Origin of the sequence: Pigmentiphaga humi, from assembly GCF_900606115.1 — a bacterium.
Taxonomy (GTDB): Bacteria; Pseudomonadota; Gammaproteobacteria; order Burkholderiales; family Burkholderiaceae_B; genus Pigmentiphaga; species Pigmentiphaga humi.
Genome location: NZ_UWPJ01000012.1, coordinates 80,725 through 103,418, shown reverse-complemented (window position 1 = coordinate 103,418; position 22,694 = coordinate 80,725). Strand labels below are relative to the sequence as shown.

Annotated in this window: 23 protein-coding genes; 16 read left to right on the top strand and 7 right to left on the bottom strand. The window is 67.3% G+C overall.

Going from position 1 to position 22,694, the window contains the following annotated elements:
- Positions 1-32 precede the first annotated feature (32 nt).
- The gene (locus PIGHUM_RS06830) at positions 33-995 is read left to right on the top strand and encodes a tripartite tricarboxylate transporter substrate binding protein (protein WP_124078645.1); all 963 of its coding nucleotides are present in this window, start codon (positions 33-35) and stop codon (positions 993-995) included.
- A 1-nt stretch (position 996) separates the two neighbouring features.
- Positions 997-1,755, top strand: a complete 759-nt coding sequence (locus PIGHUM_RS06825; protein ID WP_246012986.1) for a class II aldolase/adducin family protein — start codon at positions 997-999, stop codon at positions 1,753-1,755.
- Positions 1,756-1,773: 18 nt separating this feature from the next.
- Here the strand turns inward: PIGHUM_RS06825 and PIGHUM_RS06820 are convergent, their stop codons facing one another.
- The 3 genes from PIGHUM_RS06820 to PIGHUM_RS06810 form a co-directional block, all read right to left on the bottom strand.
- A complete protein-coding gene (locus PIGHUM_RS06820; protein ID WP_246012984.1) occupies positions 1,774-3,222 on the bottom strand; it encodes a sensor histidine kinase in 1,449 nt (482 codons plus the stop codon).
- A gap of 16 nt (positions 3,223-3,238) precedes the next feature.
- Complete coding sequence (locus PIGHUM_RS06815) at positions 3,239-3,928, bottom strand: response regulator transcription factor (RefSeq protein WP_124078644.1); 690 nt, start codon at positions 3,926-3,928, stop codon at positions 3,239-3,241.
- A gap of 73 nt (positions 3,929-4,001) precedes the next feature.
- Positions 4,002-4,982 carry a Bug family tripartite tricarboxylate transporter substrate binding protein gene (locus PIGHUM_RS06810; protein WP_160142192.1) on the bottom strand — a complete coding sequence of 327 codons (981 nt, stop codon included), beginning with the start codon at positions 4,980-4,982 and terminating at the stop codon, positions 4,002-4,004.
- A 115-nt stretch (positions 4,983-5,097) separates the two neighbouring features.
- Between PIGHUM_RS06810 and PIGHUM_RS06805 the strand changes: the two genes are divergently transcribed.
- Genes PIGHUM_RS06805 through PIGHUM_RS06790 form a run of 4 tightly spaced genes read left to right on the top strand, consistent with a single transcriptional unit; the run spans position 5,098 to position 8,982 of the window.
- On the top strand, positions 5,098-6,297 hold the full coding sequence (locus tag PIGHUM_RS06805) for a CaiB/BaiF CoA transferase family protein (protein ID WP_124078642.1): 1,200 nt from the start codon (positions 5,098-5,100) through the stop codon (positions 6,295-6,297).
- 11 nt (positions 6,298-6,308) lie between these two features.
- Positions 6,309-7,046 carry a GntR family transcriptional regulator gene (locus tag PIGHUM_RS06800; protein WP_124078641.1) on the top strand — a complete coding sequence of 246 codons (738 nt, stop codon included), beginning with the start codon at positions 6,309-6,311 and terminating at the stop codon, positions 7,044-7,046.
- A 40-nt stretch (positions 7,047-7,086) separates the two neighbouring features.
- Positions 7,087-7,938 (top strand): HpcH/HpaI aldolase/citrate lyase family protein, encoded by an 852-nt coding sequence (locus PIGHUM_RS06795; protein ID WP_124078640.1) that lies wholly within the window; start codon positions 7,087-7,089, stop codon positions 7,936-7,938.
- A gap of 18 nt (positions 7,939-7,956) precedes the next feature.
- Positions 7,957-8,982 carry a MaoC/PaaZ C-terminal domain-containing protein gene (locus PIGHUM_RS06790; RefSeq protein ID WP_124078639.1) on the top strand — a complete coding sequence of 342 codons (1,026 nt, stop codon included), beginning with the start codon at positions 7,957-7,959 and terminating at the stop codon, positions 8,980-8,982.
- Between the two features lie 37 nt (positions 8,983-9,019).
- Here PIGHUM_RS06790 and PIGHUM_RS06785 read toward each other — a convergent pair whose 3' ends face one another.
- The 4 genes from PIGHUM_RS06785 to PIGHUM_RS06770 form a co-directional block, all read right to left on the bottom strand.
- Positions 9,020-9,937, bottom strand: a complete 918-nt coding sequence (locus PIGHUM_RS06785) for a LysR family transcriptional regulator (RefSeq protein WP_124078638.1) — start codon at positions 9,935-9,937, stop codon at positions 9,020-9,022.
- A gap of 89 nt (positions 9,938-10,026) precedes the next feature.
- The gene (locus PIGHUM_RS06780; protein ID WP_124078637.1) at positions 10,027-11,010 is read right to left on the bottom strand and encodes a Bug family tripartite tricarboxylate transporter substrate binding protein; all 984 of its coding nucleotides are present in this window, start codon (positions 11,008-11,010) and stop codon (positions 10,027-10,029) included.
- 144 nt (positions 11,011-11,154) lie between these two features.
- Positions 11,155-12,021 (bottom strand): alpha/beta hydrolase, encoded by an 867-nt coding sequence (locus tag PIGHUM_RS06775; protein WP_160142191.1) that lies wholly within the window; start codon positions 12,019-12,021, stop codon positions 11,155-11,157.
- Between the two features lie 93 nt (positions 12,022-12,114).
- Positions 12,115-13,173: a 2,5-dihydroxypyridine 5,6-dioxygenase NicX family protein gene (locus PIGHUM_RS06770; protein WP_124078635.1), complete on the bottom strand. Its 1,059-nt coding sequence runs from the start codon at positions 13,171-13,173 to the stop codon at positions 12,115-12,117.
- Between the two features lie 236 nt (positions 13,174-13,409).
- Between PIGHUM_RS06770 and recA the strand changes: the two genes are divergently transcribed.
- The 10 genes from recA (at position 13,410) to PIGHUM_RS06720 (ending at position 22,587) form a co-directional block, all read left to right on the top strand.
- The gene (gene recA, locus PIGHUM_RS06765) at positions 13,410-14,483 is read left to right on the top strand and encodes a recombinase RecA (protein WP_124078634.1); all 1,074 of its coding nucleotides are present in this window, start codon (positions 13,410-13,412) and stop codon (positions 14,481-14,483) included.
- Positions 14,470-14,958, top strand: coding sequence for a recombination regulator RecX (gene recX / locus PIGHUM_RS06760; RefSeq protein WP_246012982.1), 489 nt, complete (start codon positions 14,470-14,472; stop codon positions 14,956-14,958). The genes recA and recX overlap by 14 nt, the downstream gene beginning before the upstream one ends.
- A gap of 181 nt (positions 14,959-15,139) precedes the next feature.
- Positions 15,140-15,805 carry a GntR family transcriptional regulator gene (locus PIGHUM_RS06755; protein ID WP_160142190.1) on the top strand — a complete coding sequence of 222 codons (666 nt, stop codon included), beginning with the start codon at positions 15,140-15,142 and terminating at the stop codon, positions 15,803-15,805.
- A 144-nt stretch (positions 15,806-15,949) separates the two neighbouring features.
- On the top strand, positions 15,950-16,738 hold the full coding sequence (locus tag PIGHUM_RS06750; protein WP_124078631.1) for an alpha/beta fold hydrolase: 789 nt from the start codon (positions 15,950-15,952) through the stop codon (positions 16,736-16,738).
- An 11-nt stretch (positions 16,739-16,749) separates the two neighbouring features.
- On the top strand, positions 16,750-17,970 hold the full coding sequence (locus tag PIGHUM_RS06745; protein WP_124078630.1) for an LLM class flavin-dependent oxidoreductase: 1,221 nt from the start codon (positions 16,750-16,752) through the stop codon (positions 17,968-17,970).
- Positions 17,971-17,975: 5 nt separating this feature from the next.
- Entirely contained in the window at positions 17,976-18,845 is an 870-nt protein-coding gene (locus PIGHUM_RS06740; RefSeq protein WP_124078629.1) for an alpha/beta fold hydrolase, read from the top strand.
- A complete protein-coding gene (locus PIGHUM_RS06735; protein ID WP_124078628.1) occupies positions 18,827-19,423 on the top strand; it encodes an NADPH-dependent FMN reductase in 597 nt (198 codons plus the stop codon). Before PIGHUM_RS06740 ends, PIGHUM_RS06735 begins: the two co-directional genes overlap by 19 nt.
- Positions 19,424-19,494: 71 nt before the next feature.
- On the top strand, positions 19,495-20,496 hold the full coding sequence (locus PIGHUM_RS06730) for a Bug family tripartite tricarboxylate transporter substrate binding protein (protein ID WP_160142189.1): 1,002 nt from the start codon (positions 19,495-19,497) through the stop codon (positions 20,494-20,496).
- A 103-nt stretch (positions 20,497-20,599) separates the two neighbouring features.
- The gene (locus tag PIGHUM_RS06725) at positions 20,600-20,893 is read left to right on the top strand and encodes a hypothetical protein (RefSeq protein WP_124078626.1); all 294 of its coding nucleotides are present in this window, start codon (positions 20,600-20,602) and stop codon (positions 20,891-20,893) included.
- Positions 20,894-20,979: 86 nt separating this feature from the next.
- Positions 20,980-22,587, top strand: a complete 1,608-nt coding sequence (locus tag PIGHUM_RS06720) for a M30 family zinc metallopeptidase (protein ID WP_124078625.1) — start codon at positions 20,980-20,982, stop codon at positions 22,585-22,587.
- The last annotated feature ends 107 nt before the right edge of the window (positions 22,588-22,694 follow it).

The window sequence follows — 22,694 nt, the reverse complement described above, 5'->3', positions numbered from 1 at the left end:
GCCGTTCATCCACCAAAAACCAAGGAGACACCATGACTATCGCAACATCCATCGCCAGGCTGTGCGCCATCGCCTGCCTGGCCGCCACGGCGGCCCACGCCGCGTACCCCGACAGGCCCGTGCGCCTGGTAGTGCCGCTGCCCCCGGGCGGCGGCGCGGATACCGTGGCGCGGCTGCTCGCCGCCGAATTGCAGGCCGAATACGGACAGCCGTTCGTCGTCGAGAACAAGCCGGGAGCCAACAGCAACATCGGCCTGGAAGCGGTTGCGCGCGCCGCTCCCGACGGGTATACGCTGATCATGGCGCCCAACCAGATCGCGATCAACCAGACGCTGATGGCGGGGCGGTCCGTCAGCCTGTCGCGGCTGGCGCCGGTGGTGCTGGCCGCGCGGCCGCCCATCGTCGTCGCGGGCCGGCCGTCCCTGCCCATACGCACGCTGCCGGAACTGATCGCTTACGCCAAGCGCAATCCCGGCAAGCTCACCTATACCTCTTGTGGCGTGGGGTCCATCCAGCACCTGGCCGCGGAAGTATTCCAGGCCGAGGCCGGCATCTCCATGGTGCACGTGCCTTACAAGGGCTGTGCCGATGCCATTCCCAACGTGCTGGGCGGGCAGGTGGATCTGCTGTTCAACGCCATCGGCAATCTGAACGCCTTCTTCAAGGACGGGCGGCTGGTTCCCTACGCCGTGACCACGGCGAAGCGGTCCGACATCGCGCCCGACATTCCCACGGTGTCCGAAGCCGGCGTCAAGGATTACGACCTGGACGGATGGTTCGGGCTGATGGCGCCCGCGAACACGCCCAAGGACGTGATCGACAGGCTGAACGCCAGCGTCAATGCGATCATGCAGCAACCGCGGGTGCGCGCGAAGATGGCCGAGTCCTTTTTCGAGCCGGTGGGCGGCAGCGCCGCGCACTTCCGCAAGGTGCTCGATGCCGACGTGGCGCGATTCGCGGAAATCATCAAGGTCAAGCAGATACATGGGGACTGAGATGAAGCAGGCAACCATGCAGGGCCGGTCCGGGGCGTGGACGCGGCGCGTTTCGGACCTGGTCAAGGCCAACCACATACTGGTGCGGCAGGGCGTGCTCGACGGCTACGGCCACGTGAGCGCGCGATCGCCGGACCATCCCGACCGCTTCCTGCTGGCGCGTTCCCTCGCGCCAGCCTCGGTGCAGGCCGACGACATCGTCGAACTCGACCTGGACAGCCGCCCGGTCGGGCGGGAAGACCGGCAGCTCTACCTGGAGCGCTACATCCACGGCGAGATCTACCGCCGCCGTCCGGACGTGCTGGCGGTCGTGCACAGCCACTCGCCCACGGTCATCCCGTTCGGCATCGGCCCGGTACCCATGCGGCCGGTATGCCACGTCTGCGGATTCATCGGGCCGGGGGTGCCGCTGTTCGAGATCCGGGATACCGTGGGCGATCGCTCCGACCTGTTGATCCGCGACCAGGCGCTGGGACGGCAACTGGCTATCGCGCTCGACGACAAGGCCGTATGCCTGCAGCGCGGCCATGGCGCGGTCGTGGTGGCCGGATCGATCCCGCAGGCGGTCGCGCGCAGCGTCTATCTCGAGTTGAACGCGCGGCTGCAGATCCAGGCGATTACCTTGGCCGGCGGCGACCGCGGCATCAACTACCTGTCGGCGGGCGAGAGCCAGGCGACTATCGAGACGCAAGGCGATTTCGACCGGGCCTGGGCCGCCTGGTGCGAGGAGGAGAGCCGGGCGCGCGGTGAAGATCGCTGACCTGGTCCGGCGTCCGGTTCAGGCGGCCGGCGGAAAGGCTACGCTGATGCGGGTGCCGGGCATGCCCGGCAGGCCGCCTTGCGGATTGTCGGAAACGGATATCGTGGCGCCGTGGCGCTGCGCGATCTCGCGCACGATGGCCAGGCCCAGGCCGCTGCCTTCGGCGTTCGAGCCCAGGATGCGGTAGAAGCGGTCGAACACCAGCTCCTGCTCGCCGGGAGGAATGCCCGGCCCGGAATCTTCGACGTCCAGGCGCGCGCCTTCCGGCTCTTCGGCGACCCGCACCGTGACCGTGCCGCCGCGCGGCGTATAGCGCAGGGCGTTGTCGATCAGGTTGTTGATCAGCTCGGCCAGCAACAGGGCATTGCCGATCGCGGCCACGGGTTCTTCGGGGCCTTCGAAGCCCAGGTCGATCTGGCGCTCCATGGCCTCGTGCACCCAGTTCTGCGCCTGTTCGCTGGCAATGGCCTGCAGGTCGACCCGGGCCGAGATGTCCACGGGGCTGCCGGTATCCTCGGCGCGCGCCAGGGCCAGCAGCTGGTTGACCACGCGGGTGGCCCGTTCCGCGCCCGCGGTCAGGTGCCGCAGGCTGGCTTCCATGTCTTCCGGGCTGGCGTTGCGCAGCGCCAGCTCGGCCTGGGTGCGTATGCCGGCCAGCGGCGTCTTCAACTGGTGCGCGGCATCGGCGACGAAGCGTTTCTGCGCTTCCACATTGGCCGACAGCTGCAGCAGCAGCTCGTTCATCGCCCCCACCAGCGGCGCGATCTCCTGCGGGACTTCGCGCTCGTCGATGGGGGAGAGGTCGCCCGGCCGGCGCGCCCGCAGCCGCTGCTGCAGCCTGCCCAGCGGCGCGATGCCGCGCGACAGCCCGAACCACACCAGCACGACGGCGAGCGGCAGGATCACGAACTGGGGCAGGATCACGCCCTTGACGATCTCGCTGGCCAGCTGCGCGCGCTTTTCCAGGGTCTCGGCCACCTGCACCAGCGCCGGCTGCGCGCTGGGCGTATTGGGCAGCGCGACCCAGGTATAGGCCACCCGCACCGCGAAGCCGCGCATCACATCGTCGCGATACTGGATGATGCCGGGCAGCGGCCGCTCCAGCGAAGGCAGCGGCAGTTCGCGGTCGCCGCTCAGGTATTCGCCGCGGCTGCCCAGCACCAGATAGAACACGCTGTCGGTTTCGTCGGCGCGCAGCATCTCGCGCGCGGGCACCGGCAACTGCAGCCGGGCGCGGCCGTTCACGTCCTTGATCTGCTGGGACAGCGCCAGCACGGAATTGGCCAGGCCCCGGTCATAGGGCGCGACCGAGATCGATTGCGCCACGACATAGGTGATGGCGACGCTGATCGGCCACAGCAGGAACAGCGGCACCAGCATCCAGTCCAGGATCTCGCCGAACAGCGAGCGCGCGGGCCGTTCGATGCCGGGGGCCGGCGCCAGCTGGCCGGTGGCGTCCTGGTCCATGTGCCCCGGCGGCCGCTCAGGCGGCGCCGTTCTGCGCACCCGCCTCGCGTTCCAGGCAGTAGCCCAGGCCGCGCACGGTGGCGATGCGCACGTCGCCCGGCTCGAGCTTCTTGCGCAGGCGGTGCACGTAGACCTCGATCGCGTTGGTGCTGACCTCCTCGCCCCATTCGCACAAGTGGTCCACCAGCTGTTTCTTGCTGACCATGCGCCCGCTGCGCGAGAGCAGCACTTCCAGCAGGCTGACTTCGCGCGCGGACAGTTCGACGAGCTGGTCGTCGATGGTGACCACGCGGCCGACCTGGTCGAAGGTCAGCCGTCCATGCCGCAGCAGCGCAGGGCCGCCGCCGGCGCCGCGCCGCGTCAGCGCCCGCACCCGGGCCTCCAGTTCGGACAGCGCGAACGGTTTGGCCATGTAGTCGTCGGCGCCCAGGTCCAGCCCCTTGACGCGCTGCTCGACGCTGTCGGCGGCGGTAAGGATGAGCACCGGCATGTGCGAGTTGCGCGCGCGCAGGCGCCGCAGCACCTCGGTGCCGGACAGGCGCGGCAGGCCGATGTCCAGGATCAGCAGGTCGAAGGGTTGGGCCGCCAGGGCCGAGTCCGCCTCGATGCCGTCGTGCACGGCGTCGACCGCGTAGCCGTTCTGGCGCAGCGAGCGGGACAGGCCATCGGCGAGTATGTTGTCGTCTTCGGCGATAAGGATGCGCATGGCGGGATTCTAACTTCGGTGCGGCGCACCAAGGAGGTTCCCGCCATTGTCCCCCAGCCTGGGGACGGCGTCACTATTCGATCTGGTACATGCCGGTGCGACGCGTGGCGTCCACCCAATAGGCGCGCTCCTTGGCCAGGAAACGGCCGAATTCTGCGGGCGGCGTTGCCGGCACGGCCTCCAGCCCCAGCTGCGGCAGCTTGGCGGCGATGTCCGGCATCTGCAGCACGTCCTGCACGTCGGCCACGATCTTGGCCACGACGGGGGCCGGCGTGGCGCGCGGCGCGAACATGCCGTACCAGGCCCGGCCGGGCAGTCCGGTGACGCCGGCGGCGCTGGCCAGCGGCACGTCTGGCACGATGGTGGACGGCGTATCGCTGCTGGTGATGGCGATGGCGCGCACGCGGCCGGCCTTGACCTGGGGCAGGGCGCTGGGCAGCGCGTCGATCATCAGCTGGGTCGAGCCGCCGATCAGGTCGGTGAAAGCGGGCGGGCTGCCCTTGTAGGGCACGTGGGTGATCTCCACGCCGGCGCGCTGCTTGAATACTTCCATGCTCAGGTGGCTGGTGGAGCCCGTGCCCGGCGAGGCGTAGCTGTACTGGCCCGGATGCGCCTTCAGGTGGGCGACGACCTCGGCGAGCGTGGTGGCCGGGAACTGGCTGTTCACCACCATCAGCATGTCGGTCGCCGCCAGCAGCGCGATCGGCTGGAAATCGCGTTCGGCGTCGTAGGGAAGCTGCTTGTACAGGCTGGGATTGATGACCACGGGCGAATTCGAGGTCACCAGCAGGGTGTGGCCGTCGCCTTTGGCGCGCGCCACTTCCTGCAGGGCGATGGCGCCGTTGGCGCCGGCTTTGTTCTCCACCACCACCGCCTGCCCCCATTTCTGCGAGAGCTTGTCGCCGATGGCGCGAGCCAGGATGTCCGAGCCTTGTCCGGGCGGGAAGGGCACGACCACGCGCACCGGTTTGTCGGGAAAGGTCCGGTCGGCGTGGGCGGCCTGGCCGGCCAGCGCGGCGGCCAGGCCCAGCAGCAACGGGAGCAGCTTGGTCATGGAAGTCTCCTCTTTAGGAATGGCGCCGGCAGCCGGCTTTTCTGGATGGGGATTTTGATATATTGTTATAACAAACACAAGATGTTCCTGCCCAAATTTCGATGAGCGAGCTGTCATGTCATTACTCCACGGGTTTCGCATCCTGGCTGTCGAGCAGTATGGCGCCGCGCCTTTCGGCACGCAGCTGCTGGCGTCGCTGGGGGCCGAGATCATCAAGATCGAGCAGGCTGACCAGGGCGGCGACGTGTCCCGGCTGGTCGGCCCGCATTTCCTCGAAGCGTTGCCGGAAAGCGCGCAAAGCCTGTTCTTCCAGAGCCTGAACTGCGGCAAGAAGAGCATGGCGCTGAACCTGGCCCATCCCGAGGGACGCGCGCTGTTCCGGCGGCTGGCGGCCACCGCGCATGGCGTGGTCGACAACCTGCGGGGCGACGTGCCGGCCAAGCTGGGGCTGACCTACGAGCAGCTCAAAGACGTCAATCCGGCGCTGGTCTGCGCCCACATCTCGGCCTATGGACGCACCGGCGAACGGGCCGCCTGGCCGGGCTACGACTACCTCATGCAGGCCGAGGCGGGCTATTTCTCCCTGACCGGCGAACCGGACACGCCGCCGACGCGCATGGGACTCTCGCTGGTGGACTACATGACCGGGGTGGTGATGTCGGTCGGGCTGGTCAGCGGCCTGCTGGACGCCGCGCGCAGCGGCAAGGGCTGCGACGTCGACACCAGCCTGTACGACGTGGCCTTGTACAACCTCAATTACGTCGGCGCGTGGTATCTGAACGGGGCTCGCGGGACCGAGCGGCAGCCGCGCTCGGGCCACCCGTCGCTGACGCCCTGCCAGCTCTACCGCACCGCCGACGGCTGGATCTACCTGATGTGCAACAAGGAAAAGTTCTGGCGCGCCCTGTGCGAACGGATCGGCCGGCCGGAGTGGGTCGCCGATCCCCGCTTCCTGGATTTCGCGCAGCGCAAGCGGCACCGCGAGGCGCTGACCGAATTGCTCGACCAGGCGCTCTCGGCGCGCACCACGGCGCAGTGGATGGAAATCTTCGGCGGGGCGGTGCCGGCCGCGCCGGTCTGGTCCGTCGGCGAGGCGCTGGATGCGCCCGTGGCGCGCGCCGGCGAGCGCATCCGCCGCTTCGAGCTGGACGGCGGCGAGCGCCTCGACGTGCTGGCCAGCCCGCTGCGGACGTCGCGCGGGCCGGTGCCGCCCAGCCCAGCGCCCGCCATGGGCGCGGACACCGCCGCGCTGCTCGCCTCCCTGGGGGTGGGCGAGGAAGAGCAGGGTAGACTTAAAGCCCTTGGCGTTCTCTGACGTGTTGCCCCATGTTCCAGCGCAGTGCCGGCTCGCAGTACAAGCTGCTGGCCCAGACCCTGATCCGGCGGATCCGCGACGGCATTTATCCCGCGGGCGGACTGCTGCCGACCGAACACGAGCTGGGCAAGCAATTCAACGTCAGCCGCATTACCGTGCGCGGCGCGCTGCGCGAGCTGGAAATGCAGGGGCTGGTGAGCCGCCGGCCCGGCATAGGCACGCGGGTGGAGTCGACCCAGCCCACCGGCGATTTCGTCCACGTCGGCAACACGGTGGACGACATCCTGCGCTTCACGCGCGGCTTTACCTTCCACACGCTGGCCATCAAGGAAGTGGACGGCAACGAGCCCTCGGCGCGGGCGCTGCGGCTGCCGCCGGCGCAGCGTTTCATCCGCGTTACCGGCCTGAGGCGGGCCGAAGGCGCGCCGCCGGTGGTCTACAGCGAACACCACGTGCCCCCGCTCTATGCCGAAGCGCTCGACGCGATGGACGGCTACCGCGCCTCGGTCGCCGAGTTGCTGGCCGAGCGGCGCGGCGACCGGGTGTGCGAAATCCGCCAGGAAATCGATGCCGTGCGGCTGACCCGGGCGCAGGCCGCCCTGCTGGAGACCGCGCCCAGCACGCCGACGCTGCGTACCCGCACCTGGTATTACGGAAACAAGAAAGACCTGATCGTCGCTTCGGTGACGCTGTTCCCCGAAGGCCGCCATTTGTTCACCACCGTCATGCGGCGCGAGCCGACCGTCTGAACCGGTCGCGCCGGCCGCGATCCCGTATCGGAGAGCCTGCGTGATCCAGCCCTTGCTACCCCCCACCTTCCTGTTCTGCCCCGGCAACCGGCCGGACCGCTACGACAAGGCGCTGCGCGGCGGCGCGCCGGGCGTCATCATCGACCTGGAAGACGCCGTACCCGTACAGGACAAGGACAGCGCCCGCCGCGACACGCTGTCCTGGCTCGCCGCGCTGGACCCGGCCGCGCCCGGCCAGCCCGTGGTGGCCCTGCGGATCTCCCCGCCGCAGACCGCCGCCGGCCTCGAAGACCTTTACGCGCTGGCCCATGCCGGCCCCTTGCCCGCCCTCGATCTGGTGGTGCTGCCCAAGGCCGAGAGCGCTGCCGAAGTCCGGCTGGCGCATGCGCATGCCCGGGCAGCCCGCGAGGCGGTGCGCGTCATGGCATTGATCGAATCCGTGCGCGGCGTGCGCCAGGCCGCGGACATCGCGCAGGCCGGCGCATGTCTGGCGGGTCTGGCGTTCGGCGCGGTCGATTACGCGGTGGACGCGGGCGCCGATATCGGCTGGGAAGCCCTGGCCTATGTACGCGGCCGCCTGCTGTTCGAGACCAGCGGCGTGCCCCTGCTGGACGTCCCGCACGTGCAGATCGACGACGACGCCGGCCTGCGCGTCGACTGCGAGCGCGCCCGCGCGATGGGCTTTCACGGCAAGCTAGCGATCCATCCGCGCCAGTGGCCCATCATCGTCCAGGCGTTCGCCCCGAGCGCGCAGCGGCTGGCCTGGGCGCGCGAGGTCGTGGCGGCCTACGTGGCGGCGGGCGGGCGGGCCTGCTCGGTGGGGGGCGCCATGGTCGACGAGCCTGTCTACCTCGGCGCCTGCCGCATCCTGCGGCAAGCCGTGCCGTCCTGAGCGCAACCGGAGATCCGCATGCATACCTCGTACTACCGGCAGGACGACAGTGTCTACGCCGAACGCTTCGGCCTGGGATTCGAACAGCTCGCGCCCGGCCAGCGTTTCGTGCACCGGCCCGGCATCACGTTCTCGCAGCAGGACAACGTGGCCGAATGCCTGGATACGCTCAACGCGGCCATGGTCCACTACGACCAATGCTACGCCGCGCAGACCGAGTGGAAACAGCCCATCATGGTCAGCACCCTGACCCTGCAGCGCCTGATCGGCATGACCGCCAAGACCTTCGGCCGGCGCCGGCGCATCGTGGCCATGTCCAGCATCGCGCTCACGCGGCCGATGTTCGGCGGCGACACCCTCTACGTCGAAACCGACGTACTGGCCGTCGAACGGCTCGACGCCAGCCTGGGCAAGGCCGCGCTGTGCACGCGCGGCTTCAACCAGCGCCGCGAACAAGTGGCCGAACTGCGCTACGAACTCGAACTCTGGCACGGCGCGGCCGGCCCCGACCGGATGGCGGGAGAGCCCGCCCTGGAGCCGCGCTTCGCCTCGCATGCGCAGCAGGAGGATGGGGCCTGGCTGGAACAGACCGGGCTCTATTTCGAGGACTTGCGCGCAGGCGAAACCTTCGTGCACGGCCCGCGCAAGACTGTGATGGCCGAAGAAGCGACGCTGCATGCGCTGCGCGCGATGGAGTGGCAGCCGCTCAACCACGACCACGACTTCGCCCGCTCGCTGGGATTGGAAGGGCCGGTCGTGCCGCAAACCGTCGGCATCGCGATCGCCGTCGCCCTGTCCACGCGCACCTTCGGCCGCGTCACCGTCAACCTGGGATGGACCGACGTCGAATTCGGCGCCGATCTCATGCCGGGCGACACGCTGGAGGCGCGGTCCACGGTCGAAGGCGCGCGCGCCTCCGGCTCGCGGCCCGACCAGGGGGTGGTGTCGGTGCTGACCGAGGCACGGAACCAGCGGGGGGAAATGGTCAATCGGTATCGGCGGGCGTTGATGGTTTATCGCCGGGGGGCGCAGCCGCGCGCCTAGCGGGCGGCGGCTTCGGGAGAAACATTCTGTCAGGCGGTCAAGGCGCCGCCTGTGCGCCGTCGGAGAACAGTTTGAAAATCATCGCGCGCAACCAGACATTGGCAGGATCCGAGTGGTAGCGCGGATGCCAGGCCTGCCGCATCAGGATGGGCGGCAGCTCTATGCAGGGTGGAAGGCAATGCAGCCGGGCCAACCCGCCGAAATGGCGCGGCAGCGTTTCGGGGACGGTAGCGACCAGGTCTGAACGCGTCACGAGCAGGGGCACGGCCAGGAAGCTGCGTGTTGTCACGACGAAGCGGCGGTGCAGGCCGCGTTCCTGGAACGCCCACTCGTACAAGTCTTCATCGTAGCCGTACGGGTTGATCGCAATATGGGGCAGGTCGGCGAATGCTTCCGGAGTGAGTGCGGACAGATCCGGATAGCTGTCTGCCGATGCGATGCATACCAGACGGTTGCGCACCAGCCGTTGTTGGTAGAGCCCTTCGCTGGTCAGGCGCTGCGCGCCGATCGCCAGATCGACATCGCCGCTTTCTAGGGCGCCGGCAACGTCGCGCGGCTTGACCGGCACCATGCGCAGCCGGCAGCGAGGCGCTTGGCGGCGCAGTTCGCCGACGATGGATGCCAGGAAGTCGGCTTCGCCCATGTCGGTGGAGCTCAGCGTGAACGTGCGCGACGCCGTGGCCGGGTCGAACTCGAACCTGGGGTCGAGATGACTGTGCAGACCCTCCATGGTCGAGCGCACGAAGGACTCCAGCGCCTGGAGCCGGGGTGTGGGCAGCATGCGACTGCCCGAGCGGACGAACAGCGGGTCGTTGAAGTGCTCGCGCAGCCGGCGCAGTGCGTGGCTGGCCGCCGACTGGGTAATGCCGAGCAGCTCGGCAGCGCCGGATACACTTCCCTGGCTGATGAGCGCGTCGAGGACCGGCAGGAGGTTCAGATCGAAAGCAGGTTTCACAGGGGAGCCGCGGCGCGGTGGCGTTCGTGTGCACGAGGGGAGTCTATGAAGCTCCCGGCGCGCGCGCAACGTTTCGTTGCCGCGGCCGTTCAGTCCCGGGCGAGGCCTGTGCGTTCGACGATCTGGCGAAATCGGTTCGTCTCCGCCGTAACGAATTCCGCCCAGTTGCCGATGATTCGATAGGCCGGATCGAAGCCCGACTCCACGAGCTGCTTGCGGAACGCCGCCTCGGCCATGATCGTCGAGAGCGCAGCCTGCAGCTGCGAGATCGCTTCGGCAGGCGTGCCGCGCGGCGCGACGATCGCGCTCCAGCCTTCCAGTCCCGCTTGCGGGTAGCCCGCTTCGGCCAGCGTCGGCACGTCGGGCAGCAATCCGGAGCGCTGCGGCGTCGTGACCGCCAGAGCCCTCACCGTGCCGGCCTTGATGTGCGGAAGCAGGATCATGACGGAGTTCACGGTCATCGCCGTCTGGCCGCCCAGCATGGCGTGGACCGACGGTGGTCCGCCCTGGTAGGGCACGTGGCCGAGTTTCACACCGGTCTCCGCCTCGAAATTCGCCCCCGCGAAATGCGACCCTGTTCCCTGCCCGAAACTGCTGAAGCGATAGGTGTCGGGCGCGGCCTTGGCCGCTGCGATCAGTTCCTGCACCGTACTGATGCCGTAGGAGGCGCGTATCGCCAGCACCAGAGGAAGGTCGGCGATCGTCGCGACGGGTTCGAAGTCCTTGACCGGGTCGTAGGTCGGAGCATGCCTGCTCAGCGCGGGATTCAGCGTGAAGGTGGAGTTGGTCGTCAGCATGAGGGTGTAGCCATCCGGCCTGGCGGCGGCGAGCGACTGGGCACCGATGGCGGTGCCGGCGCCGGGCTTGTTCTCCACCACGACAGGCTGGCCGAGCTGGCGCGACAATGGGATGGATATCTGGCGCGCCAGCAGGTCGGTGCTGCCGCCGGCGGCGGAAGGAACGATGAGACGCAAGGGGCGGTCGGGATAGCTGGCCTGGACTGCGAGCGACGCGGCCGCCAGCAGCACGGCCGCGCAGGCGCGCAGCGCGAAGGGAAGGGGGAGGTCAGGCACGGAGTCTCCTTTTTATCGTGCGCCGCGAGTGTCGGCGCATCGGCACGCCGGAGGGCGGTCGTGTTCGGCGATGCCGGCGGCGTTTGTCATAATGCAGTCTAAGCAGGGATGGGCGCGCCAGCTACCGCGCGGCGCTCATACCGGCTATGAATGCGGCTCATCGCTCTTGCCGGCATGTTGCCGGGCGCGATGCCTGCGCATGAAGCGTTCCGCCGATCCGACCCACCCGCCCTCCGGCTCGGCCGTGGCGTAGCTGGCGGCGAAGTGGTCGCAGTTTTCCATTACCAGGGTTTCTGCTTCCACGCCTGCCGTGCGCAGGGCCTGGAACATATGCGCGGACTGGGCGCGGATATGGGGCAGATCGTCGGAGCCCCAGGAAATGTGGAAGGGGGGGGCGCCGGCCAGCGCGGCCCGCAGCGGGCTGGCTGCGGCATGTCGTTCCTCGGTGCCCCCATCCGGGAAGAGCGCGGGCGGCACGGCGGCCTGAGTGTCCTGTCCGAACAGATAGATGCCGGACACCGGCAGGCAACCGGCGATTGCCGGCAGGGCGCCGGCACCGGCGCTTTCAGGCGCCACCGCCAGCAGCGCGGCGAGATGCGCGCCGGCCGAGTGTCCGCCGAGGAAGATCGCATCGGGCCGGCCGCCCAGACGTGACAGGTTGCGGCCGACCCACTGCAGAGCGAGGCCGCAGTCGCTCAAGCCGACCGGATGAGGGTTGACCGGGCCCAACCGGTAGCCGGCGGAAACCAGCGCGATGCCGCGCCGGTTCAACGGCGGCGCCATCAATGCCATCCACTCCTTGTATCCATGCGTCCAGTTGCCGCCGTGGAATACCAGCAGCGTTTCTCCCGCCGGTTCCCGCGCGGCGAAGACGAGCAGGCGTTGCAGCGGATCGTCGCCATAGGCGGCTTCTTCTCCTTGCGTCCCGGATGCGAGCGCGAGTACCCGTTCGTGGTAGGCGGCCGCCTGCGGTCGCAGGGGGGGGCGTTCGGGGTAGTCCAGGAATTTCATGAGCGTGTTCCTTTTCATGGCGAGGCCGCCCCCGGGGTGGAAATCTCCAAAGGCAGCGGCCTCGCACAGAGGATGGAGTGTGGAGTGTGCCTTTCAGTGGCCGGTGCGTGCCGGATCCGCGATCAGGTCCGGAGCGACGATGCGGCCGCGCTCGACCACGGTTTCGCCGTCGAGCTGGATCGTGCAGTGGTTCATGGGCATGTCGATGTGGCCGCGCGTTTTGCGGCGGGGGCCGGGGCCGGTCGAGAACAGAAAGCTTCCCGGATAGCTGCGCATCGATGCGATCAGATAATCTGGCTGGTTCTCATAGCGGATGATGTCGTCCCAGCGCGCTCGTGGGTTGAGCCCCCACCCCAAGTGGGATAGCGCGTAGGGGTCCAGGTCCGTCTCGCTGGTCTTGCAACTGTCCAGCCAATACCGGAAGACGTCGGCGTCCAGTCCGCCCCGGATATTGCGGATGAATCCTTCGCGTACGTCCAGGTCGATGGTGGACTGCACCATGCGCGCATAGGGCAGAATCCAGACGTCCCCGGGTTGAACGACGACCCGGCCGTGGGCCGAACCCTCCACCGGGAAGGTAGCCACCATGCCCTGGCCCCATTGATCCATCGTGCCGGGCAGGTCGGCCGCGCCATAGTGCACCGACAGCGGAGTGGATTTGTCGATGTCCCAGACGAGGTCGGTACCGGCCTCGCTGAGCACGCGTATCGTCCTGGCCGTTTCCAGCCGGCGGCTGGCCGCGACCACCGCCTGCCGCAATTCGGGCGTGGCCTGCAGGCGGATCAACTGGTAGGGCTTATCCAGAATATTGAGCACGCGCGCGCCAGCCGCCCGGGCGGGCTTCTGCCAGGCGGAAAAGAAGCCGACGAAAAAGCAGATCACCAGGTCCGCTTTGCAGATGGCGTCGATCAGCCCGGGGGCCAGGAACGGGTTGGACTGCATGTAGCGGTCGTCCGTGCCTTGGCGCACGTGGATCTCGTAGGCCTGGTTGTCCAGCTCCGCCGCCGCCGCGAAGCCGGCGTCCACGGCGGTGCGATCCGAGCCCTGATCGGTGAGAAACGCCACCGTTTCGCCCGGCTGAAGATTGCACAGTTGAAGCTGGCGGCGGAATGCTGAAGTCAGTTCGGCCGCGTCGATGTCGGGTTGCCACATTGAGGAAGTCCTTGTCCGGGAGCGCCCGCCGTCCGGCAGGTGTCGCGACAAGTCTAGTAATGCCTCAGGGAGAGAGGAAGGCAGCGCGCTTCATGTAGCTCATGAGCCGCCTTCATGGCTTTTCGCCGCTGCGCCGGAGGCGTTGTTTTTCGAGGTGGGAGCTTGCAGTCCCATACTGTTTTTTTATACAGTATAGGCCAGTGCCATAATTCGCCCATCAACCCAAGGATCCCAGAATGGACGACACCAAAGCTTCCAAGGCCGCTGCCGCTGCCCAGAATGAAAAGACCAAGGCCCTGGCCGCCGCGCTGTCCCAGATCGAAAAGCAGTTCGGCAAGGGCTCGGTCATGCGCTACGGCGACAACGAGGTCGAGCACGACATCCAGGTCGTCTCCACCGGGTCGCTGGGCCTGGACATCGCCCTGGGCGTGGGCGGCCTGCCGCGCGGCCGCGTGGTCGAAATCTACGGTCCGGAATCGTCGGGCAAGACCACGCTCACGCTGCAGGTCGTCGCCGAAATGCAGAAGCTGGGCGGCGCCTGCGCCTTCATCGACGCCGAGCACGCGCTCGACGTCCAGTACGCCGCCAAGCTCGGCGTCAACCTGGCCGACCTGCTCATCTCCCAGCCGGACACCGGCGAACAGGCGCTCGAGATCACCGATGCGCTGGTGCGTTCCGGCGCGGTCGACCTCATCGTCATCGACTCGGTCGCGGCGCTGGTGCCCAAGGCCGAAATCGAAGGCGAAATGGGCGATTCGCTGCCCGGGCTGCAAGCCCGCCTGATGAGCCAGGCGCTGCGCAAGCTCACCGCCTCGATCAAGCGCACCAACTGCATGGTCATCTTCATCAACCAGATCCGGATGAAGATCGGCGTCATGTTCGGCAACCCCGAAACCACTACCGGCGGCAATGCGCTGAAGTTCTACGCCTCGGTCCGGCTCGACATCCGCCGCACCGGCTCGATCAAGAAGGGCGACGAAGTCATCGGCAACGAGACCCGCGTCAAGGTCGTCAAGAACAAGGTGTCGCCTCCGTTCAAGAGCGCCGAATTCGACATCATGTACGGCGCCGGCATCTCGCGCGAGGGTGAAATCCTCGACCTCGGGGTGCAGGCCGGCATCGTCGAGAAGGCTGGTTCGTGGTTCAGCTATGGCGGCGAGCGCATCGGCCAAGGCAAGGACAACGCCCGCGAGTTCCTGAAAGAGCGTCCGGCAATGGCCATCGAAATCGAGAACCGCGTCCGCGAGAACCTGGGCGTGAGCGCGCGCGTTGCCGGCAAACGGGCCGAACAAGAGCTTGAAAGCGAGTAACGACGGCAAGCCGGCAGCCAAGGGTCCTACGTTGAAGGCCCGGGCGGTCGGCTATTTGTCCAGGCGCGAGCACAGCCGTCTCGAGCTGGGCCGCAAGCTCGCCCGTTTCGGCGAAGAAGAAGAAGTCCGGGCCGTGCTCGACACGCTCGAGAAAGAGGGCTGGCTTTCCACCGAACGCTATGCCCAGAGCGTGGTGCACCGGCTCGCGGCCAAGCAGGGCACGGTGCGGATCATGTACGAGCTGCGCCAGCACGGCGTGGCGGATGCGCAGATCGCCGATTTGCGCAGCGATCTGGAAGCCACCGAGCTGGCGCGTGCGCGCGAGGTCTGGCGCAAGCGGTTCGGCGAGTTGCCCGCCGATGCGGCGCAGCGCGCCAAGCAGTTGCGGTTCCTGATGTCGCGGGGCTTCGGGCAAGCCACCATCAAACAGGTATTGCGGGGCACGGACCTCGACGATCCCGGCGATTCGGATTAGGCCTGTCCACGCCTTGGCATGCACATGGTATAAACCAAGCCTCGAAATCATTAACGATTCGGCGGCGCGCCAAGCCAGGCTGCGGCTTTCCCGTCGCTGCCGCCTCTCGCTCATCATGGCCCCTCGCGCCACTTCACCCCGCAAAGACTCCGCTCAATCGGCATCGGCCGCCGCTCGCGATGTGTCGCCGGTCGCCATGCCGCCAGGGGCGACGCAATCCATTGGCAGCAGCCTTGCCGAAGTGCTGCGCGACCGGATCGTGACGGGAGTCTATCCGCCGGGTATGTGGGTTCGGGAAAGCGCGCTGGCAGAGGAGTTCGGTTATTCCAACGGGCCGATCCGCGAAGCGCTGCAGCTATTGGTCGGCGAGGAGTTGTTGGTCCGCGAGCCGTGGCGCGGCGTGCGCGTGGTTGAGCTGAGCGACGAGGAAATCGTCGAGCTATTCCAGCTTCGGGCAGCCCTGCTCGAACTCGCGGCCGAACTGGCGGCGCAGCATGTATCCGCCGAGCAACTGGCGGCCGGCCGGCGGCTGCTGGCCGAATTGGACGAGGCGCTGGCCAATGGCGATATCAGGGCTCAACTGGCGCTTGGCAATGCGTTGAACCTCTGGATCTGCGACTGTTCGGGCAACGGACGCCTGGCCCGGAACTGGAATCGGTTCACCTCGCAGTCCCGCATGTATTTCCATACCGCGCTGCGCAACAGCACGGATCCCCATGAGGTCAGCGAGCCCTGGCGCGAATTGGTCGACGCGCTCGAGCGGCGCGATATCGCGGCCGCGCGTACCGCTGCGCGCCAGCTCGTGCGGCGCCCATTGGGCGGCCTGGGCCTGCCCTCCGGCTTGTAGCCTCCTTTTCGTTTTGCTCCCATTGCGGCTACGGACATCTGGTTAACCCTTATTTTTTATTAATGATTAATCATTAATAATTTTGCCAGATTCGCAGCATGCAGTTCCGAGGCGCTGCGCCATTCGATCCGTTGGAGATTCTCAATGCCAATCACCGAGACCACGCTCAGCCTGCAAGGCATCGAGCTGCCGGTCATCCGCAAAGGGCGCGGCCGCCCGCTATTGATGCTGCATGGCGGAAGCGGTCCGGCTTCATCTCATCCTTTCACGGATGAGCTCGCCAAACACATGGAAATCATCGAGCCCATCCATCCCGGGTTTGCCGGCAGCGCCATTCCCGAGCATTTCGACGGCCTGGAAGATCTCGTCTATCTGTACCTGGATCTGATGGATGCCCTGGATCTGCGGGATGCGGTGCTGATGGGCTTCTCCATGGGCGGCTGGGCGGCGGCCGAGATCGCGGTGCGCAATCAGCAGCGTATCGGCCAACTGATCCTGGTCGACGCCGTCGGCATCAAGCCCGGCACGCGCGACGACCGCGACATTGCCGACATTTTCGCGATGTCTCCCGAGAGCGTCGAACAACTGATGTGGCACGACCCGTCCAAGGCGCCCGGCTCATCCGGCCGCACCGACCAGGAATGGCAGACGGCGGCGGCCAATCGCATCGCGCTGGGCATGTACACCTGGGATCCCTACATGCACAACCCCAAGTTGCCGCGCCGGCTGCACCGGATCAGCGTGCCGACCCTGATGCTGTGGGGAGCCTCCGATAGCTTTGTCACGCCGGATTACGGCCGGGCTTACGCGAGCCTGATTCCACGAGCCGACCTGCGCACGATCGATGCAGCCGGCCATGCGCCGCATATCGAGCAGCCTGACACGTTCGTTGGCCACGTGTTGGAGTTTGTCGCCCCCAATCTGGCCGCCTGACAGGAATTTCCATGCAAACCTGGTTCTTCACCGAGTGCCCGTACCCGTATCTGCCCGATTCCGACACCTACGAATCGATCCGGGTCAGCCTGCCGAACAAGCATTACGATCCTCGCAAGGGGGCCGATCTCTACCACATGTATCTCGATATGTGGCTGGAGGCGGAAAGCCTGGGCATGGATTTGATGCTGAACGAGCATCACCAGACGCCCACATGCACGGTGCCCGCCGTACCGCTGATGCTCAGCATCCTCGCCCGCCAGACCACCCGCGCGCGGCTGCTGGTTCTGGGCAATCCGCTCGCGAACCGCAATCAGCCCGTGCGCGTGGCCGAAGAAATGGCGATGATCGATGTGCTGTCCCGGGGGAGGCTCGAGTGCGGTTTCGTGCGCGGCGTGCCGTACGAGGCCGCGGCCGCCAACATCAGCGCGTTCCGCGGCAGCCAGCGTGTCTGGGAAGCCCACGACCTGATCCTGAAGGCCTGGACGACGCACGACGGTCCGTTCAATTTCGAAGGCCGTTTCTATACCCATCGCCAGGTCAACATCTGGCCCCGGCCCTGGCAACAGCCCCATCCGCCCGTCTGGGTCACCGTAGGCAGCGGCCCGAGCACGGCGCCAGTGGCCCGGCGCGGGCACGTCGGCGCGGTTTTCCTGGCCGGCTACCAGAACATCCGAAAGATTTTCGACGGCTATCGCCAGGCCTACCGCGACGCGCACGGCCGGCCGGCACCGCTCGACCGGTTGGCTTATTGCGCGCTGGTCCATGTTGGCGAGACCAGCGCCCAGGCCCGTGCCGGTGCCGAGCAGCTGCTGTGGTACCTGAACACCAGCAAGGGAGCGCCACAGTTCTCGAATCCTCCCGGATACCATCCTCCGGCCGTCGCCGCCCAATTCCTGAAGCCCGCCGGCGGCGGCGCTCCGGCGACGGTCGAGGAGCAGATGGCGCGCGGCAACCTGTTTGCCGGTACGCCGGACGAAGTCTACGAGCAGATCAAGGCGTTCTGGGAATATAGCGGCGGCTTCGGGCATCTGTTGATGATGGGGCACGCCGGTTCGATGACCAGCGAAGCAAGCATGCGGTCCATGGCGCTGTTTGCGCGCGAGGTCCGGCCACGTTTGAACGCATTGGTCGCCGGCTACGACGAAAGCGAAATGCGCGCGCGGCGCGAAGCCGAGCCCGACCGGCAGTTCGCCGATGCGGGCGGCATGAGCCGCGATTTCGTGCGGTGAACGAAATGACCGGCCGCTACATCGACATCGACGGTATCCGCACTCATTATCTCGAGGCCGGAGAGGGGCCGACCGTCGTGTTGCTGCATTCGGGCGAGTTCGGCGCGGCAGCTGAACTCAGCTGGGAATTCACGCTGCCGGCGCTCGCCCGGCACTTCCATGTATTGGCGCCCGATTGGCTCGGTTTCGGGCGTACCGACAAGGTATTCGACTTTGCCGATCCTCGCGGGCGCTCCGTGCGGCACCTGAGCCGCTTCGTCGCGCGGATGCTGGCCGAGCGGGGCACGGACGAGGCGGACTTCGTCGGCAATTCGATGGGCGCCAGCAATCTGCTGCGCATCGCCGCCGAGTCTTCCGGCCTATTGCCGATTCGCTCGCTTGTCGCCGCGAGCGGAGGCGGTTTCGTCCCGCTGACGCCCGAGCGGCAGACATTGCTTTCCTACGATGGCACGCCCGAGGCGATGCGCGCGATGCTGGGGGCGATGTTCCACGACCCGGGATGGGCGGCTGATGAGGACTATGTCGCGCGCCGGCAGCAACTTGCGCTGCTGCCCGGCGCGTGGGAGTGCGCGGCCGCGCCGCGCCTGAAGCCTGCAATGCCGACTGGCGCAGCAAGCGCCTTCGGCCGCGCGGACCCCACGCCCTATGAGGCGATCGCCGTACCGGCGCTGATCGTCGCAGGAGCCGAGGACCGCCTTCGCCTGCCCGGCTATGCCGAGGAACTGGGCCGGCGCATCAGGCACAGCGAAGTGCATGTCTTCGAGCGTTGCGGCCATTGCCCCAATATCGAACAGGCCGATCGCTTCAACGACTTGACCATCGGCTTTCTACGCCGAGTCCATCAAAAGGAAATGCCATGGACTACCAACCTCTGATCGTCGGCCTGGGCGGCACCACCCGCGCCGGCTCTTCGTCCGAAAAGGCGCTCGCGCTCAGCCTGCGCGCAGCCGAACGCGAAGGCGCCCGGGTCGCCATGCTGGCCGGGCCCGAGCTCGAGATGCCGATGTACGCGCCCGAGCGGCCCGAACGCAGCGGTGCCGCGCAGCGGCTGACCGCGCTGCTGCGGCGCTGCGACGGACTCATCATCGCTTCGCCGTCGTATCACGGCACGATTTCGGGCCTGCTCAAGAACGCGCTGGACTATACCGAGGACCTGAGTCGCGACGAGCGCGTCTATTTCGACGGCTGCGCGATCGGCCTGATCGCTTGCGGGGCCGGATGGCAAGGCGCAGGCCATGCGCTGACCGCGTTGCGCGCCATCGCGCATTCTTTGCGGGGCTGGCCCACGCCGCTGGGCGCCGTACTCAATACCTCGATTCCGCTTTTTGACGAAACGGGCGCGTGCCGGGATGCGGCCGCGGCCTTCCAGCTCGAATGCGTAGGGCGGCAGGTGGTCCAGTTCGCCAGGATGAAGGCGGCTCTGGAGCGTGTCTCGTCTCTTGCCGAGGCCTGAGCGCCGAGGCACCGAGAAAACTTATATATCCACCAAGGAGGAAGACAGTGCAAGCTATGACATCGATTGGCATGAGGTCCGCAGTCTCCGGCGCGCGAGTCATGCGCCTTGCCGGATGCGCTTTGACGGTGGGCGCGCTGCTGCTTGGCGGCGGCGCCGTTCAGGCGCAGTCCGACTACCCGACCCGGGCCGTCCGGGTCGTCGTGCCGACCACGCCCGGCGTGGTGCCCGACGCGCTGACGCGCCTGATCACCCAGCGGCTCGCCGAAATATGGAGCGTGCCGGTGGTGGTGGAGAACCGGCCCGGCGCCTCGGGCGTCGTGGCCGCCTCCTTTGTCGCCAAATCCGAACCGGACGGCTACACCATCTTGTTCGGCGACAGCACGTTGTGGGGCATCAATCCACACGTCTACGGCAAGCTGTCGTACGACCCGCTCAAGGATTTCGCCCCCGTCATCGGCGCGGCGCATTTGCCGATGTATCTGACGGTCAATGCGTCCTCGCCGCTGCGCACGGTGCAGGATCTCATCGACTACGCCAAGAAGCATCCGGGCAAGATCGCATACGCCACGCCAGGCGCCGGTTCGTCCGGCAATATGGCAGGGGAATTGTTCCGTTCGATGGCGGGCGTCGAGTTGCTGCACGTGCCGTACAAGGGGTCTGAAGGCGTGAAGGCGCTGATCGGCAACGACGTGCAATTGGCCATTTATGGACAGGTCGCGATCGTGCCCCAGGTCAAGGCCGGCAATCTGCGTATCCTGGCCGGTACGATGGCCGAGCGCTCCTCTACGCTGCCCGACGTGCCTACCGTCGCGGAGTCGGGGCTGCCGGGCTACGACATATCCTCCACCTTCGGTGCGATGGTTCCCGCCTCGACGCCGCGCGAGGTGATCGCCAAGATCAACGCGGGTATTGTGAAGGCGCTGGCGGATCCGGAAATTTCCGCCAAGTTCAAGAACTTCGGCACGCCACCGATCCCCGATGCGACCCCTGAGCGGTTCGGCGCCACGATGCGCAGCGAATACGCGAAATTCGGCAAATTGGCGCGCGACACGGGCATGAAATTGCAATAGCGCCACCTGCGCGGGGCCGGTTTCCGTTTCCCGGACGGCGTCTTTGCTGTCCGGGACGGAAAATCCGTACACTTTCCCTTCATTATCTTTCCGCGAGGCTGCCGTGCGCGCATTGTTGCTGGCCCTGTGCCTGAGCCTGTCCGGCCTGTGGGGCTGTGCCCAGTCCGCGCCTCGGGCGGGCGACGTGATCGTGGTGGAAGGGCGCATTCTTCTCAAGGGCAGCGAACCTTTCGTCTCCGCCGTGCTGGAGACGAAGGATGCGCAATGGACGCTGCGGGGCCTGACCCGGCAGCAAATGCTCGAGCTGCAGTCCCGCAACGCCGTGGTCGCCGGCAAGGTCGTTCGTCCACCGGGAGAGGGGCTGCCGGCCCAGCTCGACGTGCAATCCCTGCGCTGACGGCTGGCGTTGGGAATGCCCAGGCATGCCCCAGGCGGGCATGGTCGTGATATGTTGCGCCCAAAACCTAATTCAGGAGGGGTGCGATGAACAGCACGGTTGCCTACCGGGCGTTGGCCGGCATTGTTTTGGTTGCCTCGCTGGCGTCCTGCGGCGGCGGGGGCGCCGACGGTTCCGCGGCGGCGCTGTCCGCTGCCTGCAGCGGCGCGCAGTGCGGCGCGGTCGATGCCCGGACCTATGGCAGCGGCGTAGGCATCTGGCGCTACGACAACAGCGGTTCGGCATCGGGCACGCCCGTGTCGGTGACGCTCGACGGCGTGGCCGGCCGCACGCTTACCCTGGTCTTTACCAACGTTTCCGACCGCGCCGTCGACATGCCCGCCATCGATGTGTCGGCGGCGGCAGGCGCGTCGGCATCGTCCAAGACCGCCGCGCAGGCCGACCCGGCCCCCGTGCGTGGCTTCAACCAGGTTCCGTCCTATATCCGCGATTACCGGCCTCCCGTTCCCGCGGCCGCCGAAGCCGCGGCGGGGCAGGGCAGGAGCGCCGCCGCGCGCGTGTCGGCGGAGGGCGATGCACGGGAATGGCTGCACGCCGATGGCGTCAGGCGTTTCCAGACCACTCTGGCGCGCAGGTGGGCGGCCGCCGACGGACGCATGCTGAATCTATGGGTGGAAAACGACGAGCGCTCGCCGACGAAAGTGAGCGAGGCCTTGGTCGACGCGATACAGGCCAAGTTTTCCTCGACGGGGGATTCCGTCTATCCCATGGTGCTCGATCTCGTCGGCATACCCTGGGGCCAGACCGTGGGCGGCGGCTATATCGAGGCTGACCAGGACGTGGACGTCGTGTTCGCCAACCTGACGCCCGACGGCAAGCCGTGGGGATTGCTCGGCTATTTCTTCGGCGCCAACGGCATGCTCAAGCGTGACGAGCCGCTCAGCAACGAAGCCGTGGCCTTGTTCATGGATACCGAAACCATCTACCTGGCTGGCCAGGAGGGGCAGAACGCCATCTATGGAACGCTGGCGCACGAAATGACCCACATGTCGAATTTCTATCATCGCACCGCAAGCCGCGGCGAGGCGCCGAGCTACGCGTTCGAGACATGGCTGGAGGAAATGACGGCGCTGATGGTGGAAGAGTCGGCATCGGGCCGGCTGGTGCCCGGCTACAACACGCTGCGCGATCAGGAGTTCACGGGTTGGCTCGGCAACAGCCAGAATTGCGACTTCATCCGGAGTTGGGACGGCGACCCGGGCTCGCGCTGCTTCTCGTATTCGATCGCGAGCAGCTTCGGCGGCTACCTGCTGCGCCAATACGGCATGGATTTCTACCGCGGCCTGGTGAAAAGCCTGGTGTCCACCGACTCCTTTGCCGTGCTCGACCAGGCGATCAAGCAGGCGGGCGGCGCGGGAGCTCCCGCCGCGCTGCGGGATTGGGGCGCGTCGCTCGCGCTGCTGCCCGCGGCGCCGCCGGCCGGTTTCGGGCATCCGCACCTGGCCCAGGGAGGCTACGATCTGCCGGCGATCGACGGTCCGGCCTTTGCCTCGGCGCGCAAATTGCCGACGAGCGCGCCTTCCACGCTGCAAGCGGCCGGCCACTTCCCCGTCGTGCGCCGCCCGTCGGCGAGGACGTATTCCGAACTGGTCGCGGTCCCGCCTGGCTCCGCCCTGACGGTCGTGGTGCAGTAGACAACGTCTCAGACCCCGCGCACAGCGGATCCGGCTCCGCCGGTCCGTAAGTAGAGTCCCCTCGAGGGGGCCCGCGAAGCGGGTAGGGGGCGGGCTTCCTTGGCGCG

What these genes read in the sequence shown, in the direction of transcription:
- PIGHUM_RS06815 (WP_124078644.1), bottom strand. Translation starts at nt 3,928, where the DNA reads ATGCGCATCCTTATCGCCGAAGACGACAACATACTCGCCGATGGCCTG.
- PIGHUM_RS06770 (WP_124078635.1), bottom strand. Translation starts at nt 13,173, where the DNA reads ATGTGGCAACCCGACATCGACGCGGCCGAACTGACTTCAGCATTCCGC.
- recA (WP_124078634.1), top strand. Translation starts at nt 13,410, where the DNA reads ATGGACGACACCAAAGCTTCCAAGGCCGCTGCCGCTGCCCAGAATGAA.
- PIGHUM_RS06830 (WP_124078645.1), top strand. Translation starts at nt 33, where the DNA reads ATGACTATCGCAACATCCATCGCCAGGCTGTGCGCCATCGCCTGCCTG.
- PIGHUM_RS06775 (WP_160142191.1), bottom strand. Translation starts at nt 12,021, where the DNA reads ATGAAATTCCTGGACTACCCCGAACGCCCCCCCCTGCGACCGCAGGCG.
- PIGHUM_RS06750 (WP_124078631.1), top strand. Translation starts at nt 15,950, where the DNA reads ATGCCAATCACCGAGACCACGCTCAGCCTGCAAGGCATCGAGCTGCCG.
- PIGHUM_RS06820 (WP_246012984.1), bottom strand. Translation starts at nt 3,222, where the DNA reads ATGGACCAGGACGCCACCGGCCAGCTGGCGCCGGCCCCCGGCATCGAA.
- PIGHUM_RS06730 (WP_160142189.1), top strand. Translation starts at nt 19,495, where the DNA reads ATGAGGTCCGCAGTCTCCGGCGCGCGAGTCATGCGCCTTGCCGGATGC.
- PIGHUM_RS06740 (WP_124078629.1), top strand. Translation starts at nt 17,976, where the DNA reads ATGACCGGCCGCTACATCGACATCGACGGTATCCGCACTCATTATCTC.
- PIGHUM_RS06810 (WP_160142192.1), bottom strand. Translation starts at nt 4,982, where the DNA reads ATGACCAAGCTGCTCCCGTTGCTGCTGGGCCTGGCCGCCGCGCTGGCC.
- PIGHUM_RS06805 (WP_124078642.1), top strand. Translation starts at nt 5,098, where the DNA reads ATGTCATTACTCCACGGGTTTCGCATCCTGGCTGTCGAGCAGTATGGC.
- PIGHUM_RS06735 (WP_124078628.1), top strand. Translation starts at nt 18,827, where the DNA reads ATGGACTACCAACCTCTGATCGTCGGCCTGGGCGGCACCACCCGCGCC.
- PIGHUM_RS06800 (WP_124078641.1), top strand. Translation starts at nt 6,309, where the DNA reads ATGTTCCAGCGCAGTGCCGGCTCGCAGTACAAGCTGCTGGCCCAGACC.
- PIGHUM_RS06745 (WP_124078630.1), top strand. Translation starts at nt 16,750, where the DNA reads ATGCAAACCTGGTTCTTCACCGAGTGCCCGTACCCGTATCTGCCCGAT.
- PIGHUM_RS06720 (WP_124078625.1), top strand. Translation starts at nt 20,980, where the DNA reads ATGAACAGCACGGTTGCCTACCGGGCGTTGGCCGGCATTGTTTTGGTT.
- PIGHUM_RS06825 (WP_246012986.1), top strand. Translation starts at nt 997, where the DNA reads ATGAAGCAGGCAACCATGCAGGGCCGGTCCGGGGCGTGGACGCGGCGC.
- PIGHUM_RS06790 (WP_124078639.1), top strand. Translation starts at nt 7,957, where the DNA reads ATGCATACCTCGTACTACCGGCAGGACGACAGTGTCTACGCCGAACGC.